Genomic DNA, 17222 nt, shown 5'->3' with positions numbered 1-17222 from the left:
GCGACGTCGGGCAGGCGGGCCCGGCGGGTCAGCCCTGGGTGACCCAGGCGTCGTAGAAGTCGAGGCGCGACGACGCCTCGAACGTCAGGCCGTGGACCGTGTCGGCGGCCGCGATGGTCGTCGAGAGCTCGTAGACCGGGATCGCGTGCCCCTTCTGCACGAGCAGGCGCGACGCCTCCGTGACGAGCTCCTGGCGCTCGGCCGGGTCGGTCGCCGCGGCCGACGCGTCGAGCAGGTCGTCGACCTCCTCCGCGTCGCGCTGGTTGATGTTGCGCGCATTCGCCGAGAAGATCGTGCGCAGCACGTCCGGGTCGGAGCGCGTGAGGTTGTAGTAGTCGAAGTCGAAGTCGCCGCTCTCCTTGATCGCCTGCGACTCCGCGACGGTCACGTGCTGGAGCTGGAGGTCCACGCCGATCTGCCCGAGCTGCTGCTGGACTAGCTCGAGCGGCTCCGGCACCTGCCAGAACGTCACGGTCGTGGAGAGCTTCTGGCCGTCCTTCTCTCGCACGCCGTCGGCGCCCTCGACCCAGCCCGCGTCGTCGAGGATCTTCTTCGCGCCCTCCGGGTCGTAGGCGAGCTCGTCCGCGACGCTCTCGTAGAGCGGGGTCGAGTGCGACAGGACGCTCGTGGCCGGCTCGTCCTGCGCGCTGAGCACGGTGTCCGCGATCTGCTCGCGGTCGATGCCCTTGAGGATCGCCGTCCGCACGGCCTCGTCGCCCGCGAGCGGGCTCGACTCGTTGGGGAAGAGGTTGAACACGACGCCCGGGTTGGCGCGGTACTCGAGCCAGAACCCGTTCCCGTCGAACTGCGGGAGGTCGACGGTCGAGATCGCGGCCGTGGCGTCGATCTGCCCGGACTGCAGGCTGCCGCTGCGCACGCTCGCCTCGGGGATGACCTTGAACGTCACCGTGTCGAGGTAGGCCTCGCCCTGGTGGTCGTTGGCCTCCGAGCCCCACGCGTAGCCTGCGACCTTCTCGAGCACGATCTCCTGGTCCTGCGTGTAGGACTTGACGGAGAACGGGCCGGAGCCGACGAACTTGCCCGCGCAGCGGTCCTCGACGCTCAGGTCGGCCGACGACGGCGCGAGGAGGCCGAGCGAGAACGTCGAGGTCGCCTGGAGGAACTGGGCGCTCGGCGCCGCGAAGTCGACCGTGAGGGTCTGCGGGTCCGTGACCGTCGTGCCCTCGTAGCCGACGAGGTACTGCGACCCGAGCGACGCCGTCGCGCCGAGCGCGACGATCGCGTCGAAGTTCGTCTTGACCGACTCGGCGTCGATCGGCGTGCCGTCGGCGTAGGTCGCGTCGTCGCGCAGGTGGAACGTGTAGCTCGACGCGTCCTCGTTCACCTCCCAGCTCTCCGCGAGCCACGGCAGGATCTCGCCCGTCTCCGGGTCCTGCGCGGTGAGGGAGGCGACGGTCTGGCGGGCCGCCGCGATGGCGTCGTTGTTGCCGACCTGCTGCGGGTCGATGCAGTGCGAGTCGACGGTGATCGCGAAGGTCAGGTCGCCGCCCGCGACCGGCTCGCCGGACGGGCTGGGCGACCCGTCGTCGTCGGAGGTGCCGGTGCCGCCACCGCACGCGGCGAGCAGGAGACCCGTCGCGGCGGCGGCCGCGGCGGCGGTCAGGGACCGGCGTCGGTGAGGTGTGGGGATCATGTCGTGCTGCTCTCCTCGTGTGCCGGCTGAGGACCGGCGGTCGTCCGGCGCCGGTGGTCGTCCGCGCCGGGCCGAGGGCCGGCGCGGCGGGGGAACCCACCGGGGTGCCGTGCTTACCGCGCGGCGGGAGCCACGCGGTCAGGTCGTTCCCGGAGCACCCCGTCACGTCGAAGGGTTGCTGGTCAGCGAGCCGGGCCTGCGTGCTGACGCTCGTCACCTGGGAGCAGGAAAGACAATCTCGACCGGTTGAGTCAAGTATCGAGACGGTCGTCCCGCCAGGCGGACGGTTGTTTCCTGCTCCGCGACGTCGTGACCCGTCGGCGGGGCTGCCACGAGCACGGCGAGGGCCCACCTCGCCGGGCGAGACGGGGCCCTCCCCTCCGGTCCGGCGGGATCGCTCAGGCCGCGGTGAACCCCGCCGCGCGGCGGGCGTCGGCCGGGCTCCACAGGTCGGTCTTCACCTCGGCCTGCACGACGGGCACGACCTCCTCCGCGAACCGGCGCAGCACGTCCTCCTGCTGCGCCGCGGGGATCAGGTGGTTGACCGAGACGGACTGGAGGTCGTGCCCGTAGGACGCGTGGTAGTCGAGGATCTTCTCCGCGACGCGCTCCGGCGAGCCCACCAGCGCCGGACCGCGCTCGACGGCGTCCTCGACCGTCCGGAAGCTCGGCGCCTTCCCGACGGCGTCCGGCCCGTAGCCCCGACGCGCCGCCGCCGCGACCTGGCCCTCGTAGATCGGGCGGTACTGCTCGATCGCCTCCTCCGTCGTGTCGGCGAGGAACAGCCCGCCCGAGCCGGATCCCACGAACCCGTACGCCGGGTCGTGCCCGTGCGCCGCGTACTGCTCGCGGTACCGGTCGATGAGCACCTGGTAGTTCTCGCGCGGCTGCAACGCGTTGGCGCTGACGATCGGGTCCCCGTACCGGGCCGCGAGGTCCACCGCGAAGCGCGACGTCGCCGACCCGTGCCAGATCCGGAACGGCCCCGCGAACGGACGCGGCAGCGTCGTCGCGTGCTCCAGCGCGTGGCGGTGCCGCCCGCTCCAGCTCACGTCCTCCTCCGACAGCAGCAGGCGCAGCAGCTCGTAGTTCTCCTGGAGGTACTCGTACTGCTTGTCGATGTCGAGCCCCAGCAGCGGGTACTGGAGCACCTCGTTGCCCTTGCCGATGACGATCTCCAGCCGCCCGCGGCTGAGCTGGTCCACCGTCGCGAGGTCCTCGGCGACCCGGATCGGGTCGAGCAGCGACAGCACGGTGACGCCCGTGCTCAGCAGGATGCGCGACGTCCGCGCCGCGACCGCACCGAGGATCACCGTCGGCGCCGACGACAGCACCTCCCCCGCGTGCCGCTCCCCCACCGCGAACGAGTCGAAGCCGAGCTCCTCCGCCAGCACCGCCGTCTCCACCACCCGGTTCAACCGGTCGGACGGCGCGACCGCCTCCCCGGTCACGGGGTGGGGCGGGTTGAACACGATGTCGAGTACCTGGAACCGCACGGTCCTGCTCCTTGCTGTCGTCGTCCGTGGTCGGGCCGGGCGGGCCCGCCAGCGAGATCGGCAGCGCCGGTCGAGGTCGGCACGTGCACACGCCGATCTCGGCCGGGGCTGCCGACCTCGTCCTTCTCTGCCGATCTCGGTCGCGGACCGTCAGGCCGCGGCGGCCTCCGCGGCCTCGGCGTCGCGCTTCGCGACCTCCTCGCGGACGATCGGGATGACGTAGCGGCCGAAGTCGATCGCGTCGTCGAGCAGGTCGTAGCCGCGGGCGGAGATGACGCGGACGCCGAGGTCGTAGTACGCGAGGAGCGCCTCCGCGACCTGCTCGGGCGTGCCGACGAGCGCGTTGGAGTTGCCGGCGCCGCCGGTGGCCTTCGCGGTCGCGGTCCACAGGGCGGTGTCGAAGCGCTCGCCCTGGGCGGCGATCTCGAGCAGGCGCTGGGAACCCGCGTTCTCGGGCTTGTCGATCGGGTGCCGACGGCTGAGCTGTCCCCCCGCGGCGGCCTTGCGCGCCTCGATCCGGTCGAGGATGCGGTGCGCCTTCTCCCAGGCGAGCTCCTCGGTCGGCGCGACGATCGGCCGGAACGCGGCGTGGATGCGCGGCGGGGTGGCCCGGCCTGCGGCGGCGGCCTCGGCGTGCACGCGCGCGATCTGCTCGGCCGTGCGGTCGAGCGGCTCGCCCCAGACGGCGTAGATGTCGGCCTCGGCCGCGCCGACGCGGAACGCGGCGTCCGACGACCCGCCGAACGAGATGGTCGGGGTGCGGCCCTCGAACGGCTTGGCGTCGAGCACGAAGTCGTCGAAGTCGTAGAACGGCCCGTGGTGGTCGAACGGCTCGGCGCTCGACCAGGCCTGCTTGACGATCTGGATGTACTCGTGGGTGCGCGCGTACCGCTCGTCCTTGGTCAGCGTGTCGCCCTCGCGGCCCTGCTCGTGGTCGTTGCCGCCGGTGATGAAGTGGACGGAGAGCCGCCCGCCGGAGAGCTGGTCGAGCGTCGCGAACGTCTTGGCGGCGTACGTCGGGTAGGACACGTTGGGCCGGTGCGCGAGCAGCAGCTCGATCGACTGCAGGCGAGCGGCGGTGTAGGCGGCGAGCGCGGCGGGCTCCGGGCCGGAGGAGCCGTACGCGAAGAGGACGCGCGTCCAGCCGTTGTCCTCGTGCGCACGCACGAGGCGCTCGAGGTAGGCAGGGTCGAACGCGACGGTCGTGCGCTCGGTGGTCTCCGACGCGTCGTTGGTCGTGGCGATGCCGAGGAACTCGACGGGCATGAGGATCTCCGTGGGTGTCGTCGTGGATGGTGCGCGGGTGCGGGTTCGCGGTGCCGGTGCTGCGCGAGCCGGGCGGACGTGGTGCGGTCCGGTCGGCCGCTCAGGACCGGGCGGACGTGGTGCGGCCCGGTCGGCCGCTCAGGACCGGGCGGGCGCCGTCGGGTCCGGGGACGCCGTCGACTCCGGAGACGTCGCGGGCGACGCCTCGACCGGCTCCGACGCCGGGAGGCCGGCGTCCTTCCAGGCCGGGAAGCCGCCGTCGACGTGCGAGACGTTCGTGTACCCGCGCTCGGCGAGCGCCTCGGCGACGGGTCCGGAGCCGTTCGGCGACCCGCACACGACGACGACGGGCGTGTCGAGCGAGATCGCCGGGTTCTCGGCGGGACCGAACAGGGCGTCGAGGTCGTGGCGGTCGGCGAGCGTGGCGCCGGGGATCTCGCCGTGCGCGGCGCGGCCGCCGGCGGAGCGCACGTCGATGAGCAGCGCGCCGTCGGCGACCTTGGCCGCGGCGTCGGTCGCGGCCTGGAGGGGTGGGGTGGTCGTCATGGGTTTCTCCTTCGAGGGATCGTCGCGAGATCGACCCGCACGTCCGAGATCGACCCTCAGGAGGTCGATCTGGCGACGCGCGGGTCGATCTCGCGTTAGGGGGTGGTGACGAGTGCGGGTGTGGCGGGGGCGGGGCTTCCCGCGAACCAGTGCTCGGCGAGCAGCTCGAACGAGCGACGGGCGTCGTCGGCGTCGTGGGTCGCGGTGGTGACGAGCAGCTCGTCGGCACCCGTCGCGCGGCGCAGCGTGTCGAGCCGCTGCACGACCGTCTCCGGGTCGCCGACGATGCGCGTGTCGACGCGGTCCGCGACGAGCGCGCGCTCGGCCTCCGGGCGGTCCTCCCACGCGGGCGACGTACCCGGCTCGGGGTACGCGATCGCGCCGTCGGCGCCGCGGCGGATGGAGAGCACCCAGTCCGCGAACGGTGTCGCGAGCTCCCGGGCGCGCTCGATCGTGTCGGCGACGAGCACGTCGGCGGACACGACGACGTACGGCTCGTCGAGCACGCCCGGCCGGAACGCCGCGCGGTAGGCGGCGACGGTGTCGATCGTCGCCGACGGCGCCACGTGGTAGTTCGCGGCGATCGGCAGCCCGAGCTCGCCCGCGACGCGCGCGCTCTCGCCGGGGCTCGACGCGAGGACCCACAGGTCCCAGTCGGCACCCTCGACGGGCGGGCTCGCGTACGGCGTCCCGTGCTCGTCGCGGTACGTCCCGGCACGCAGGCCGAGCACGAGGTCCAGCTCGTCGCGGAAGCTGACGGGCGTGCGCGACGCCCCGACGATCCGCTTCTGCGCGAGGATCCGCTCGCGCAGCACGGAGTCGTTGAGGTTCGACGGCGGCGCGCCGGGGACGTAGAGCCCCTCGACGACGCGCGGCCCGGTCGCGCCGGACCGCGCGGCGCGCAGCGGGCCGTCCGTGCCCTGCGTGCTGCCCTGCGAACCCGTCGCGTCCTTCGGCGGGGTGAAGGCCCGGCCCAGCCCGAGGTCGACCCGGCCCGGGTGCAGCGCGGCGATCGTCCCGAACTGCTCGGCGGCGACGAGCGGGCTCGTCGTGCTCAGCAGCACCGCGCCGCTGCCGACGCGGATGCGCTCGGTCCGGGCCGCGACGGCCGCGGCGAGCACGGCGGGCGACGCGGAGCCGACACCGGGCGACAGGTGGTGCTCGGCGTACCAGACGCGGTGGTAGCCGAGCCGGTCGAGGTCGCGCGCGAGCCCGACGGCGCGGCGCACCGCGTCCTGGCCCGTCGCCCCCTCGGGAACGATCGCGAGGTCGAGGACGGACAGCGGGACGCGGCCGGACGCCGGTCGCGGACCGCCGGGGGTGGCGGTCGGGTGCGGGTGGGAGGACATGGCTTCCTTCGGTGGTGCGACTGGTCGTGGTGCGGCGGCCGGTGGCGGCGCAGCGGCCGGTGGAGCGGTGGGTCCCGACTGCTCCCGGCGGCGGGACGGGACCGGGGCTCCTACTTGGACGGGAACCCGAGCGCAGCGAGCGTGGGTCGCAGGTGGGCGCGCCCGCGCAGCGCGCCGGGGACGCGCAGGCGGTCGACGACGCGGTCGCGCCAGCCGCCGTCGAGCCCCTCCTCGCGGTAGAAGGGCGCGATGCGCTGCTCGTACGCCGCGACGTGCTCCGCCTGGTCGCCGTGGTAGCGCTCGGGGTGCAGCACCGCCGCCTGCGGCAGCCGGGGCTTGACGCGCTCGCCGCCCGCAGGGTCGGGGTGCCCGACGACGAGCCCCACGACCGCGACGACGCCCTCGGGCAGGCCGAGCTCGGCCGCGACCTGGGCCGGGTGGTTGCGCAGCGCGCCGATGTACACGGTGCCGAGCCCGAGCGACTCGGCGGCGACGACCGCGTTCTGCGCGGCGAGCGCGGCGTCGAGGAACGCCACGATCGTCGTCTCGAGGTAGTCGGTCGCCTCGAGCCGGACGCCCTCGCGCTCGCCGAGGGCGCGCGCCCGGGCGACGTCGGCGAGCCAGACGAGCAGCAGCGGCGCCGTGCGGACGTGCTCCTGGTCGCCCGCGAGCGCCGCGAGCCGGTCCTTGCGCGCGGCGTCGGTGACGGCGACGACGCTCCAGAGCTGGAGGTTCGACGACGTCGGTGCGGACTGCGCGGCGGCGACGAGCGTCGGGACGACGTGGTCGGCGAGCGGATCGGTGCGGTAGCGACGCACGCTGCGGTGCCCGAGCACGGTGCCGAGCACGTCCGCGGGGCGGCCCGCGTCGCGCGCCCGGCCGGCCGCGGCACGGCGTGCCAGCCCGACGGCGGCACCGGGCGCCGCGACGTCCGCGACGTCCGGCGCGACGCCGTAGCGCGCCCCGACCGCGGCGCGCGCGCCGTCGAGCACCGCACCGTCGGGCACGACGGCGTCGGGCCGGGCACCGGTGGGCACGTCGGTCAGGTCGCTCTCCAGGTCGCGCGGGCCGCCGTCGCGGCGGTCGCCGCGCGCCGCACGCACGACGGCCGGGACGGTGACGGGTGTGGACGTCATGAGGCGGTCCTCTCGGGGAGTGCGGAGAGGCGGGCGAGCGCGAACCGCTCGGCCGCGAGCGCGTCGTCGGGACGGGTGGCGAGGTCGGCGAGCACGCGGCCGACCGCCGGGGCGAACTTGAAGCCGTGGCCGGAGAACCCGGCGCCGACGACGACCGGACCGCGCCGGTCGAGCACGAAGTCGTGGTCCGGCGTCGTCGTGTAGGTGCAGCTCACGGGGACGTAGGCGTCGGGGTCGAGGCCGGGCAGCCACGTGCGGACGTAGTCGCGCAGCGCGGCGAGCTGACCCGGCTCGGGCCGGTAGGAGCGCCGGTCGGGGTCGACGACGGGCCCGACCCCGTGGAAGCCGACCTTGACGCCCTCGCCCGGGGTCGCGAGCCCGTAGACGCCGCTCGGCCACGCGGTGCCGGGACCGACGTCGTGCGTGAACGCCGGCCACCCCTGCGGGGACGCGCCCGGGGCGAGCGCGAAGTGCGCGGGCTGCTCCTGGGTCACGACGAGCGGGAGCTCCTGCCCCAGCAGCCCGCCGGCGGGACCGCCGAGGAGGCCGGCGCTCCACGCCCCGACGGTCACGACGACGACCCGCGCGACGACGTCGCCGCCGTCGGTGACGACGCGCACGCCCTCCGGGACGCGCTCGACGTGCCGGACGGCGGTCTCGTGGCGGACGTCGGCGCCGCTCGCGGCGGCCGCGCCCTGGAGGGCCGCGACGGCGCGGTCGGCGTGGAGCCGCCCGGCCGTCGCGACCTCGTGCAGCACCCGGCCCTCGAACCGCAGCCCCGGCCAGCGCTCGGCCGCGGCCGCGGGGTCGAGCCACTCGTGCTCGATCCCGCGGGCCGCGAACGCCGCACCGATCGCGTCCGCGCGGCGCTCGGCCGCGCCGTCGCGCCGCCCGTGGCTGACGCCGCCCGTGACCGTGAGCAGCTCGGTCCCGGTCTCGTCCTCGACCTCGCGCCACAGGCGGAGCGCCTCCTGCGCGAGGTCGAGGTACTCGGGCTCGGCGTACGTCGTGCGGTAGATGCGCGACGTCCCGTGGGAGGCACCGTGCGCGTGCCCGGGGGCGAAGCGCTCGAGCAGCAGGACGTCGCGCCCGCGCCGGGCGAGCTGCCACGCGGCGGCCGAGCCCATGACGCCGCCCCCGACCACGAGGTGGTCGACGTGCTGGGTGCTGGTGGTCATGCGCGGGTCACTCCGTCTTCGGGAGGCCGGGCGGGTTGGTCTGCGACTCCTCGACGGCCTCGGACTCCAGGCCCCACCGCTGCAGCACCTGGAGGTACGTGCCGTCCTCGATGGCGTGGTTGATCGCGGCGGTGATGGCCGGGGCCACCTCGTTGCCCTTCTTCGTGGCGACGGCGATCTGCGCGGTGTCGGGCCAGCCGCCGTTGAGCGTGCCGACGACCCTGAAGTCCTGCGGGGAGATCGCCGCCTGGTACGCGAGCGACGCGTTGGGCCCGACGTACGTCTCGATGCGCCCGGACTGGAGCGCGAGCAGGACGTCGGAGAACTGCTCGTAGTACTCGGGGCCCTGGATGGGCTCGAGGCCGTCCTCCTGGTTGAGGCGGTCCCACTCGAGCACGATCTTCTCCTGGTTCGTCCCGGAGCCGACGGCGACGACCTTGCCCGCGATGTCCTCGCGCTTCGTGATCGACGTGATGTCGGAGTCGGCGCCCACGAGCCAGCCGAGCTCGTCGTTGCGGTACGTGGAGAAGTCGATGGTCTCCTTGCGCTCCTCGGTCACCGTGACGTTGGAGATCACGGCGTCGACGTCGCCCGAGCCGAGCGCGAGCGGCCAGTCGGCCCATGCCTTGACCTCCAGGCGCAGGTCCTTGCCGAGCGCGTCGGCGACGAGCTGCGCGATGTCGGTCTCGTTGCCGATGGGCGTCTCGTCGTCGTCGGCGAGGAAGCCGAGCGGCGGCGCCGCGCCCGCGGAGATCGCGACGACGAGCTCGTCCTTGTCCTTCCAGGCGTCCGGGAGGAGCGCGACGGCCTCGGCCGACTCGGTGGTGCGGATGCGGTCCTGGTCCGGGCTCGTGCTCACGTCGAGGGCGTCCGAGACGGACGTCGTGCTCTCCGTCGTGCCGTCGGAGGAGGCCGCGCCCTCGTCCGCGGCGGCCGGGGCCTCGGTGCTCACCCCGGAGCAGGCCGCGAGCGCCAGCAGGGGCACGACGGCGAGGGCGGCGAGCGCGCGGGGGGCGCGGGCGCGGGTGGTCGTTGCGGTCACGGGTGTCCTACCTCTCGGGTGGTGCGTCGGGGTGACGCGGGAGTGCGGTGCGGGACGGCCGGGCGGCCGGTCGCGGGTGACGACGTCGGGAAGCGGTGGTGGGCGCGGTACGCGGGGCGGCTGCGGGTCGAGGACCCCGGCTCGCCCCGGGTCAGAGGACCTTCTGGAGGAAGGCCCGGGTGCGGTCGTGGCGCGGGTGGTCGAGCACCTCGGCGGGCGTGCCCTGCTCCACGACGACGCCGTCGTCCATGAACACGACGGTGTCGGCGACCTCGCGGGCGAAGCCGATCTCGTGCGTGACGACGACGAGCGTCGTGCCGGTGCTCGCGACGTCCTTGATGACCTCGAGCACCTCCCCCACGAGCTCGGGGTCGAGCGCCGAGGTCGGCTCGTCGAACAGCAGCACCTTGGGCCGCAGCGCGAGCGCGCGGGCGATGGCGACGCGCTGCTGCTGCCCGCCGGAGAGCTGGCGCGGCCGCGCGTCGGCCTTGTCGGCGAGCCCGACGCGCTCGAGCAGCGCGCGGGCCTCCGGCTCGACGTCCTCGCGGCGGCGACGCTGCGCCGAGACCGGCGCCTCGACGACGTTCTCGAGCGCGGTGAGGTGCGGGAACAGGTTGAAGCTCTGGAAGACGAACCCGATCTGGGTGCGCTGGCCGAGGATCTCGCGCTCCTTGAGCTCGCGCAGGGTGTTGCCCTTGCGGCGGTACCCGATGAGCTCGCCGTCGAGCGAGATGAACCCCTTGTCGACCTTCTCCAGATGGTTGATCGCGCGCAGCAGCGTCGACTTCCCGGAGCCGGACGGGCCGAGCACGACCGTCACCGACCCGGGCGGCACGGTGAGCGACACGTCGCGCAGGACCTCGAGCGTGCCGAAGCTCTTGTGGACGCCGTGGATCTCGACGAGCCCGGCGGTCGCGACGTCGGTGGTCGCGACGACGGCGCTCATGCCGCACCTCCCGCCGTGCGCGCGGTGCGCGTCAGCACGCCCACGCGGGCGCGGGCCGCGTACGCGGGCGGGACGGAGTCGGGCACGGGCCGGCCGGAGAGCCGCGACGCCCAGACTAGGACGGTCCAGCGCGCCTTCTGCAGCGGCGTCGGGGGCAGCGTGCGCACCGCGCCCTTCGCGTAGTGCCGCTCGACGTAGTACTGCACGACGGTGATGAGCGTGGTGAGCACGAGGTACCAGATCGACGCGACGATGAGCAGCGGCACGACGCGGCCGTTGCGGCCGTAGATGACGCTGACGATGTAGAACAGCTCGCCGTACGCCAGCACGTAGACGATCGACGTGCCCTTGAGGAGCCCGATCACCTCGTTGACGGCCGTCGGGATGATGGAGCGCATCGCCTGCGGCAGGATGATGCGGCTCACCTGGCGCCGCTTGGGGATGCCGAGCGACGCGGCGGCCTCCTGCTGCCCCTGGTCGACCGAGAGGATCCCGGCCCGCACGATCTCCGCCGAGTACGCGGCCTGCGAGAGCCCGAGCCCGAGGATCGCGGCCCAGAACTTGTCGATCACGGACAGCGTGTCGAAGTACAGGAACTCGGGCCCGAAGGGGATGCCGACGCTGAGGTACGGGTAGAGGTACGCGAGGTTGTACCAGAGCAGGAGCTGCAGCAGCAGCGGCACCGACCGGAACACCCACGTGTACGTCCACGACACCGACTGGAGGAGCGGCGAGCGCGAGAGGCGCATGAGCGCGAGGACCGTGCCGAGCGCGAACCCGACGACCGACGCGACGAGCGTCAGGCGGATCGTCGCCCACGCGCCCTCGAGGATCGACGGCCACGTGAGGTACTGCGCGACGACGTCCCACTCCCAGCGGTCGTTCGTCACGAGCGAGCTGACGACCATGGCGAGCAGCACCGCGACGCCGGCCGTCGCGGCCCAGCGGCCCGGGTGCCGCGCGGGGACGATGCGCAGGCTCTCGAGCGGCAGCGCGTCCTCGACACCGCCGCTCCGGTCGGCAGGGTGCCGGCCCGACGGCGGCGCGAGGTGCCGGGACTCGTCCTGCGGGAGCGACACGGTGCTCATGACGCGACCTCCAACCACTTCTCGAAGGCGAGCGGGCCGATCTCCTCGGGATCGGTCCCGGTGTCGAACAGGGGCGTGTAGCCCGTCGCGAGGTACAGGCCGGCGGCCTCGGGCTGCCGCGGACCGGTCGTCAGGTAGAGGCGCCGGTACCCGCGCTCGACGGCGCGGCGCTCGAGCTCCGCCAGCACGACGCGCGCCAGGCCTTGGCGCCGGTGCGCCGAGTGCGTCCAGATCCGCTTGAGCTCGGCGGTCCGCACGGCGGGCGTCCCGTCGCTGCGCCGCGCGGACGGCCGGGCGAGGCGTGCCGGGTCGCCGAGCTCCGGCTCGGTCCGACGGCGGAACGCGCCGCCCGCGACCGGCTCGCCGTCCTCCAGCACCAGCACGAGCTCGCCGTGCGGCGCCGCGAAGTCCTGCGCGGGGTAGTGCTCCATCTCGGCGCGGAGCTCGTCCGCGGTGAGCACGCGCTGGTAGCGGGTCCAGTACTCGTGGGACAGCTCGTCGAGGAGGGGACGGACGAGCGGGTCGTGCATCGCGACGGACCGGACCTCGCGCGTTCCCCGCCCGGTGGGGCGCGCGGCGACCGCGGTCACCGGGGTGCCCTCTCGCCCGCGGTGACGGCGAACGGCACGTGGTTGCCCTCGACCGGCGCCGGGCAGGTCCCGAAGTCGCTGAACGCGTACGGGAGGTTGATCGCCCGGTTGAGGTCGAGGCGCACGCGCCCCTCGGCGCCGGGCGCCACGTCGGCGTCCACCCACAGCACGCGCCAGGGCGCGACGGCCTCGTCGAGGTGCAGGGCCTCGTCGCTGAACAGCAGCGTCACCGCGCCGCCGGCCTTGCCCGTGAGGACGAGCGTCGCGCGGTGGGAGACCCCGTCACGCTCGACCACGAGGTCGACCTCGCCGACCGTGCTCACGTGGTGCACCAGCCCGGGGCGCGCGGCGCCGACGACGACGGGCCGCGGCGCGTCGTACCAGCGCACCGCCGCGTCCACGACCCAGGCGGGGTCGTAGGCGAACGTCGGGACGCCGTCGAACCCCGTCCGGGCCGGAGCGAGCGGGTCGCGCAGCCGGACGGCGTACCGGCCCGTGCGGCGCACGACCTCCACCGCGACCTCGCGCGTCTCGCCCCCGTCCGCCGGGTCGCCCGCGTCCCGGCCGTCCGGCAGGAACGTGCCCGCGACCGAGGACCCACCCTCCGTGACGACCACGGTCCCGACGGAGTCGCCCGTCGTCGCCCGGACGGCGCCGCCCTCGTCCGCGCGGTGGTGCGCGCCGTCGGCGTCGGCCCACCAGAGCCCGGGCACGCCGGGCAGCGCGGCGGGCTCGGCCGGGAGCCAGTGGTACGCGACGAGGCTCAGCCAGCCGTGCGGCGGCCGGAGCCCCTCCTCGCGCTCGGCGTGCCATGCCGCCCACGCGGCGGCGTCGTGCGCCTCGTCGGCCGTCCCGGGGGCGGCGGGGTCGTCGGCCACGGTGCCCGTGGCGGTCAGCGTGCTCTGGCTCATGGGTCCTCCGAGGTCGGTACGGTGCAGGTCTGCGGTGCGGGTGCGTGCGGGACGGCTACGGTCGGCCGACGAGCTCGGCGGAGGCCGCCGAGGGCTCGGGGTCGGCGGCGCGCGGCGCGGTGCCGGGCCGCGCGAGGCCGAGGTGCTCGCGCAGGGTCGTGCCCTCGTACTCGGTGCGGAACGAGCCGCGCTCCTGGAGCAGCGGGACGACCTGGTCGAACACGTCGTCGAGCCCGCCCGGCGTGAGGTGCGGGACGAGGATGAAACCATCGGACGCGTCCTCCTGGACGTGGCGGTCGATGTCGTCCGCGACCTGCTGCGGCGTGCCGACGAAGCCGCCGCGCGACGTCACCTGGATGACGAGCTCGCGGATCGACCAGCCGTTCGCCTCGGCCTGCTCGCGCCACGCCGCGGCGACCGCCGCCGGGTCCTTCGCGTGCCGCACGCGGCCCCGCGTGATCGACAGGTTCTCCGTGTCGGGCTCGACGTCGGGCAGCGGTCCCTCGGGGTCGTACGCCTCGAGGTCGCGGCCCCAGACCTGCTCGAGGAACGCGATGGCCGTCGGCCCGGAGACCTGCTGGAGCCGGATCTCGCGAGCGCGCTCCTCGGCCTCGGCGGGCGTGTCGCCCAGCACGACGACGGTCGCGGGCAGGATCTTCAGGGAGTCGCGCTCGCGCCCGTGGGCCGCGAGCCGTCCCTTGACGTCCTCGTAGAACGCGCGCCCGGCGTCGAACGTCGAGTGCGCGGAGAACACGACGTCGGCGGTCGCGGCGGCGAAGTCGCGCCCGTCGGCGGAGTCGCCGGCCTGGAACAGGACGGGGTGCCCCTGCGGTCCGCGCGGCGTCTCGAACAGCCCGACGACGTCCGCGTACGTCCCGTGGTGCGCGACCGGCCGCACCGACCCGGGGCGCAGGAACTCGCCCGCGATCCGGTCGGCCAGCACGGCGTCGTCGTCCCACGAGTCCCACAGGGCGCGCGCGACCTCGACGACCTCGGCCGCCCGGGCGTAGCGCTCGGGGTAGGGCAGGTACCCGCCGCGGCGGAAGTTGGCGCCCGTGAAGGCGTCGGGGCTCGTCACGAGGTTCCAGGCCGCGCGGCCCTCGGAGAGCAGGTCGAGCGTCGCGAACTGCTTCGCGAGCTCCCACGGCTCGTTGAACGTCGTGTTGATCGTGCCCGCGAGGCCGAGGCGGTCCGTGACCGCCGCGAGCGCGGCGAGCACGGGCAGCGTGTCGGGGCGACCCACGACGTCGAGGTCGTGGATGCGGCCCTTGTGCTCGCGCAGGCGCAGGCCCTCGGCGAGGAAGAAGAAGTCGAGCTTGGCGTCCTCGGCGCGGCGGGCGAGGTGCTCGAACGAGGCGAAGTCGATCTGGCTGCGCGAGCGGGGGTCGCTCCAGACGGTGGTGTTGTTGACGCCCGGGAAGTGGGCGCCGAGGTGGATCTGCTTGCGGGGGCGCGTGCTCATGTCGTCGGTCCGTCCGGGGTCAGGCGATCACCGCGTAGCGGTTGGCGGGGAGCGGGAGGCCGAGCGTGTCGCGCAGCGTCGTCCCGGGGTAGGCGGTGCGGAACAGGCCCGCGCCCTGGAGCAGCGGCACCACGCCGTCGACGATCGCGTCGAGGTCCGTGCTCAGCGACGACGGCCGCAGCAGGAAGCCGTCGGCGGCACCGGCGTGCACCCACTCCTCGACCGTGACGGCGAGGTCGCGCGCCGTGCCGACGTGCGTGAGCGAGTCGGTGTCCCACGAGACGCCCTCGAGGTCCTCGAGCAGGTCGAGGCGGGCCTGCGCGCTCGCGCGCGTGTCGCCGACGACGACGTAGGCGTCGACGAGGACCCGCAGCGCGTCGGGGTCGCGCCCGGCGTCCGCGGCCGCGTCGCGCACCTGCGACCGGAGCGCGACGGCCTCGTCGCGGGTCGCGGCGCGGACCCGGACGACGTCGGCCCGGCGGGCCGCGAGGTCGAGCGACGCAGGCGTGTCCGCCCGGACGACGACGGGCGGCTGGCCCTGCGGCGGGCGCGGCGTGATCGACGGCCCCTTGACGGCGAACCGGATGCCCTCGTGGTCGACGTAGTGCAGCTTCTCGCGGTCCACGAACCGGCCCGTCGCGACGTCGCGGATCTCGGCGTCGTCCTCCCACGAGTCCCAGAGCCGCGTGACGACCTCGACCGCCTCGTCCGCCTCGGCCACGGCGTCGGGCTCGTCCTGGGCGCCCTTGCGCCCGAAGGCCGCGGCCTCGGCCGGGGTCGTGGACCACCCGACCTGCCACCCCGCGCGCCCGGAGCTCACGTGGTCGATCGTCGCGATCGCCTTGGACACGTGGAACGGCTCGGTGTGCGTGGTGGTGACGGTCGGGACGAGGCCGATACCCGCGCTGCGGGGCGCGAGCCGGGACGCGACGAGCGCGGCGTCGAGGCGGCCCCGCACGGACCCGTTGCGGCTCGGCTGGAGCGTGAACGCGTCGTCGAGCGTGACGAGGTCGAGCAGGCCGCGCTGGGCCGTGGCCACGAGCTCGACGAGGCGCTTGGCGTCGAAGAGTCGCTGGGCCTGGGAGCCCACGGTCCGCCAGGCGGCGGGGTGCGCGCCGGCGTCGGTGAGGTCGACGCCGAGGTGGAGGGTGCGGGCGGGGCGGGGGTCGGACATCGCGAGGATCCGTTCTCAGTTGAGCCGACGGCGCGCTCAGGGCGCGGCGGGGTGCCGGAGGGTGGGCAGGGCGGTCCGGCCGCGCGGCGGCAGGACGGGCTGGGGAAGCCGGGAGAGACCCGGACCGCGCGCGGGTGGCGCGGGGTGTCAGAGACGGGTCGTCGTCAGCGACAACAGGCGACGCGCGCGGGACCCGTGGCCCCGAGGGCGGGGGCGCCGGGGGCGCCCGCGAACGGACAGGGGCACGTCGACACGTGCGCGGTGCTCACCGCGGTGCTCGACATTCGCCGATCCATCGTCCGTCTCCTTCGTGCCCGTCGCCGGGCTCCGCGTCGTTGCCCCGCGCCGCGCGTGGTCCGCGCGACGCGGGACCTGGTCCTCACCCGGGGCACCCCACCGCGCGGGAGGGTTGCCGTCCGACGAGCCGGGGCTTGGCGTCGGAGCTCATGACCATGTCCTGTGACCGGGGTACGTCGACCTCGGTTGCGCGGGAACTTACGAGCGGCCACCGCGGGGTGTCAACGCACCGAGGAGACCTTCCCACATACTGGACTCGATCGGTCAACTTTGAGCGCCCACGACGCTGTTTGCACCGAGTGCATCGATGCACTTAGTGTCATGACGTGCCCCTCCCCTCCGCGACCGAGCCGTCGGGCGTGCCCGCGCCCGACCTGGCGACCGACCCCGCGACCGGCCCCGCGACCGGCCCCGCGACCGATCGCCGCGCCGCGCTGCGTGCGCGGCACCGCCGCGCGATCGTCGATGCCGCCGCGTCGCTCATGGAGGAGAACGGGGGCGCCCGGTTCACGGTCGACGACCTGGCCGCACGCGCCGACGTCGCGCGCCGCACGATCTTCAACCACTTCGCGTCGCTCGACGACGTGGTGGTCGAGGTGTGCGAGGACGTGCTGGGCACCGTGGTCGACGCGCTCGGGGCGAGCGCCGCGGACCCCGGCACCGACCGCACGACCCCGCTCGACGACCTCACCGCCGCGCTCCGCGGCACCGACCTCGTCGGCCCGATGGCCTACCTCACGCGTGCCCTCGGCGGCACCGCGACCGAGCCCACCCCCCGCGTCACGACGATGGTCGTGCGCACGTTCACCCACCTCGCCGAGCGCCTGGTCGCCGAGACCACGCGGCGGCACCCCGCCGTCGACCCGCTCGAGATCGAGATGCTCGTCGGCGCGCTCATGGCCGGGGTCCTGGTGATCCAGCGCCGCTGGTGGGCCGCGACCGGCGCCGCCGACGACGACGCCTCGCGCCGCGTGTGGGCGGACCTCCTCGACCGTCTCGTCGCGCGCATGCGCTCAGGCTGGGAGCTCCCCGCCTGACGCCTCCCGCCCTCACCTCCCCGACCGCCACCGGACCGCACGCCGCACCG

15 protein-coding genes and 2 riboswitches are annotated in these 17222 nt (G+C 74.7%); of the genes, 1 reads left to right on the top strand and 14 read right to left on the bottom strand.

The genetic code is table 11. The features are described from left to right. Positions 1 to 28: 28 nt before the first annotated feature. The 14 genes from ACTJIY_RS12500 to ACTJIY_RS12435 all read right to left on the bottom strand — a co-directional run bounded on the left by ACTJIY_RS12500 (position 29) and on the right by ACTJIY_RS12435 (position 15838). The gene (locus ACTJIY_RS12500; RefSeq protein ID WP_440674085.1) at positions 29 to 1654 is read right to left on the bottom strand and encodes an ABC transporter substrate-binding protein; all 1626 of its coding nucleotides are present in this window, start codon (positions 1652 to 1654) and stop codon (positions 29 to 31) included. Between the two features lie 104 nt (positions 1655 to 1758). Beyond that, positions 1759 to 1872: riboswitch (SAM riboswitch) on the bottom strand. Between the two features lie 180 nt (positions 1873 to 2052). After that, entirely contained in the window at positions 2053 to 3150 is a 1098-nt protein-coding gene (locus ACTJIY_RS12495; protein ID WP_353707488.1) for an LLM class flavin-dependent oxidoreductase, read from the bottom strand. 150 nt (positions 3151 to 3300) lie between these two features. Further along, on the bottom strand, positions 3301 to 4416 hold the full coding sequence (locus tag ACTJIY_RS12490; protein WP_440674084.1) for an LLM class flavin-dependent oxidoreductase: 1116 nt from the start codon (positions 4414 to 4416) through the stop codon (positions 3301 to 3303). Between the two features lie 138 nt (positions 4417 to 4554). Continuing rightward, complete coding sequence (locus ACTJIY_RS12485) at positions 4555 to 4962, bottom strand: rhodanese-like domain-containing protein (RefSeq protein ID WP_253055194.1); 408 nt, start codon at positions 4960 to 4962, stop codon at positions 4555 to 4557. A 95-nt stretch (positions 4963 to 5057) separates the two neighbouring features. Then, complete coding sequence (locus ACTJIY_RS12480) at positions 5058 to 6311, bottom strand: LLM class flavin-dependent oxidoreductase (protein ID WP_440674083.1); 1254 nt, start codon at positions 6309 to 6311, stop codon at positions 5058 to 5060. Positions 6312 to 6421: 110 nt separating this feature from the next. Beyond that, the gene (locus ACTJIY_RS12475; protein ID WP_440674082.1) at positions 6422 to 7447 is read right to left on the bottom strand and encodes an NADPH-dependent oxidoreductase; all 1026 of its coding nucleotides are present in this window, start codon (positions 7445 to 7447) and stop codon (positions 6422 to 6424) included. Then, complete coding sequence (locus tag ACTJIY_RS12470; protein ID WP_440674081.1) at positions 7444 to 8625, bottom strand: FAD-dependent oxidoreductase; 1182 nt, start codon at positions 8623 to 8625, stop codon at positions 7444 to 7446. The genes ACTJIY_RS12475 and ACTJIY_RS12470 overlap by 4 nt, the downstream gene beginning before the upstream one ends. A gap of 7 nt (positions 8626 to 8632) precedes the next feature. Next, positions 8633 to 9667: an ABC transporter substrate-binding protein gene (locus ACTJIY_RS12465; protein ID WP_253055190.1), complete on the bottom strand. Its 1035-nt coding sequence runs from the start codon at positions 9665 to 9667 to the stop codon at positions 8633 to 8635. A gap of 151 nt (positions 9668 to 9818) precedes the next feature. Then, a complete protein-coding gene (locus ACTJIY_RS12460; protein ID WP_253055189.1) occupies positions 9819 to 10613 on the bottom strand; it encodes an amino acid ABC transporter ATP-binding protein in 795 nt (264 codons plus the stop codon). Beyond that, positions 10610 to 11701 (bottom strand): amino acid ABC transporter permease, encoded by a 1092-nt coding sequence (locus ACTJIY_RS12455; protein ID WP_440674080.1) that lies wholly within the window; start codon positions 11699 to 11701, stop codon positions 10610 to 10612. The genes ACTJIY_RS12460 and ACTJIY_RS12455 overlap by 4 nt, the downstream gene beginning before the upstream one ends. Then, positions 11698 to 12291, bottom strand: coding sequence for a GNAT family N-acetyltransferase (locus ACTJIY_RS12450; RefSeq protein WP_440674079.1), 594 nt, complete (start codon positions 12289 to 12291; stop codon positions 11698 to 11700). Before ACTJIY_RS12450 ends, ACTJIY_RS12455 begins: the two co-directional genes overlap by 4 nt. After that, on the bottom strand, positions 12288 to 13202 hold the full coding sequence (locus ACTJIY_RS12445; protein WP_353707482.1) for a DUF1684 domain-containing protein: 915 nt from the start codon (positions 13200 to 13202) through the stop codon (positions 12288 to 12290). Before ACTJIY_RS12445 ends, ACTJIY_RS12450 begins: the two co-directional genes overlap by 4 nt. A gap of 55 nt (positions 13203 to 13257) precedes the next feature. Next, complete coding sequence (locus ACTJIY_RS12440) at positions 13258 to 14664, bottom strand: NtaA/DmoA family FMN-dependent monooxygenase (RefSeq protein WP_253055186.1); 1407 nt, start codon at positions 14662 to 14664, stop codon at positions 13258 to 13260. A 19-nt stretch (positions 14665 to 14683) separates the two neighbouring features. Further along, the gene (locus ACTJIY_RS12435; protein WP_440674078.1) at positions 14684 to 15838 is read right to left on the bottom strand and encodes an LLM class flavin-dependent oxidoreductase; all 1155 of its coding nucleotides are present in this window, start codon (positions 15836 to 15838) and stop codon (positions 14684 to 14686) included. A 342-nt stretch (positions 15839 to 16180) separates the two neighbouring features. Next, a riboswitch (SAM riboswitch) is annotated at positions 16181 to 16290 on the bottom strand. A 171-nt stretch (positions 16291 to 16461) separates the two neighbouring features. Here ACTJIY_RS12435 and ACTJIY_RS12430 point away from each other — a divergent pair. Further along, positions 16462 to 17172 carry a TetR/AcrR family transcriptional regulator gene (locus tag ACTJIY_RS12430; protein ID WP_440674077.1) on the top strand — a complete coding sequence of 237 codons (711 nt, stop codon included), beginning with the start codon at positions 16462 to 16464 and terminating at the stop codon, positions 17170 to 17172. Positions 17173 to 17222 lie beyond the last annotated feature (50 nt).

The sequence above is a fragment of the Cellulosimicrobium sp. 22598 genome (assembly GCF_052044445.1).
GTDB lineage: Bacteria > Actinomycetota > Actinomycetes > Actinomycetales > Cellulomonadaceae > Cellulosimicrobium > Cellulosimicrobium cellulans_G.
Note: the sequence above shows the minus strand (reverse complement) of the source record. Positions and strands in the feature narration are given on the sequence as shown.

Excerpts from the sequence above, each read along its gene's own strand:
- ACTJIY_RS12455 (WP_440674080.1), bottom strand. The coding sequence starts at position 11,701 with ATGAGCACCGTGTCGCTCCCGCAGGACGAGTCCCGGCACCTCGCGCCG.
- ACTJIY_RS12440 (WP_253055186.1), bottom strand. The coding sequence starts at position 14,664 with ATGAGCACGCGCCCCCGCAAGCAGATCCACCTCGGCGCCCACTTCCCG.
- ACTJIY_RS12475 (WP_440674082.1), bottom strand. The coding sequence starts at position 7,447 with ATGACGTCCACACCCGTCACCGTCCCGGCCGTCGTGCGTGCGGCGCGC.
- ACTJIY_RS12460 (WP_253055189.1), bottom strand. The coding sequence starts at position 10,613 with ATGAGCGCCGTCGTCGCGACCACCGACGTCGCGACCGCCGGGCTCGTC.
- ACTJIY_RS12490 (WP_440674084.1), bottom strand. The coding sequence starts at position 4,416 with ATGCCCGTCGAGTTCCTCGGCATCGCCACGACCAACGACGCGTCGGAG.
- ACTJIY_RS12480 (WP_440674083.1), bottom strand. The coding sequence starts at position 6,311 with ATGTCCTCCCACCCGCACCCGACCGCCACCCCCGGCGGTCCGCGACCG.
- ACTJIY_RS12470 (WP_440674081.1), bottom strand. The coding sequence starts at position 8,625 with ATGACCACCAGCACCCAGCACGTCGACCACCTCGTGGTCGGGGGCGGC.
- ACTJIY_RS12500 (WP_440674085.1), bottom strand. The coding sequence starts at position 1,654 with ATGATCCCCACACCTCACCGACGCCGGTCCCTGACCGCCGCCGCGGCC.
- ACTJIY_RS12445 (WP_353707482.1), bottom strand. The coding sequence starts at position 13,202 with ATGAGCCAGAGCACGCTGACCGCCACGGGCACCGTGGCCGACGACCCC.
- ACTJIY_RS12485 (WP_253055194.1), bottom strand. The coding sequence starts at position 4,962 with ATGACGACCACCCCACCCCTCCAGGCCGCGACCGACGCCGCGGCCAAG.
- ACTJIY_RS12435 (WP_440674078.1), bottom strand. The coding sequence starts at position 15,838 with ATGTCCGACCCCCGCCCCGCCCGCACCCTCCACCTCGGCGTCGACCTC.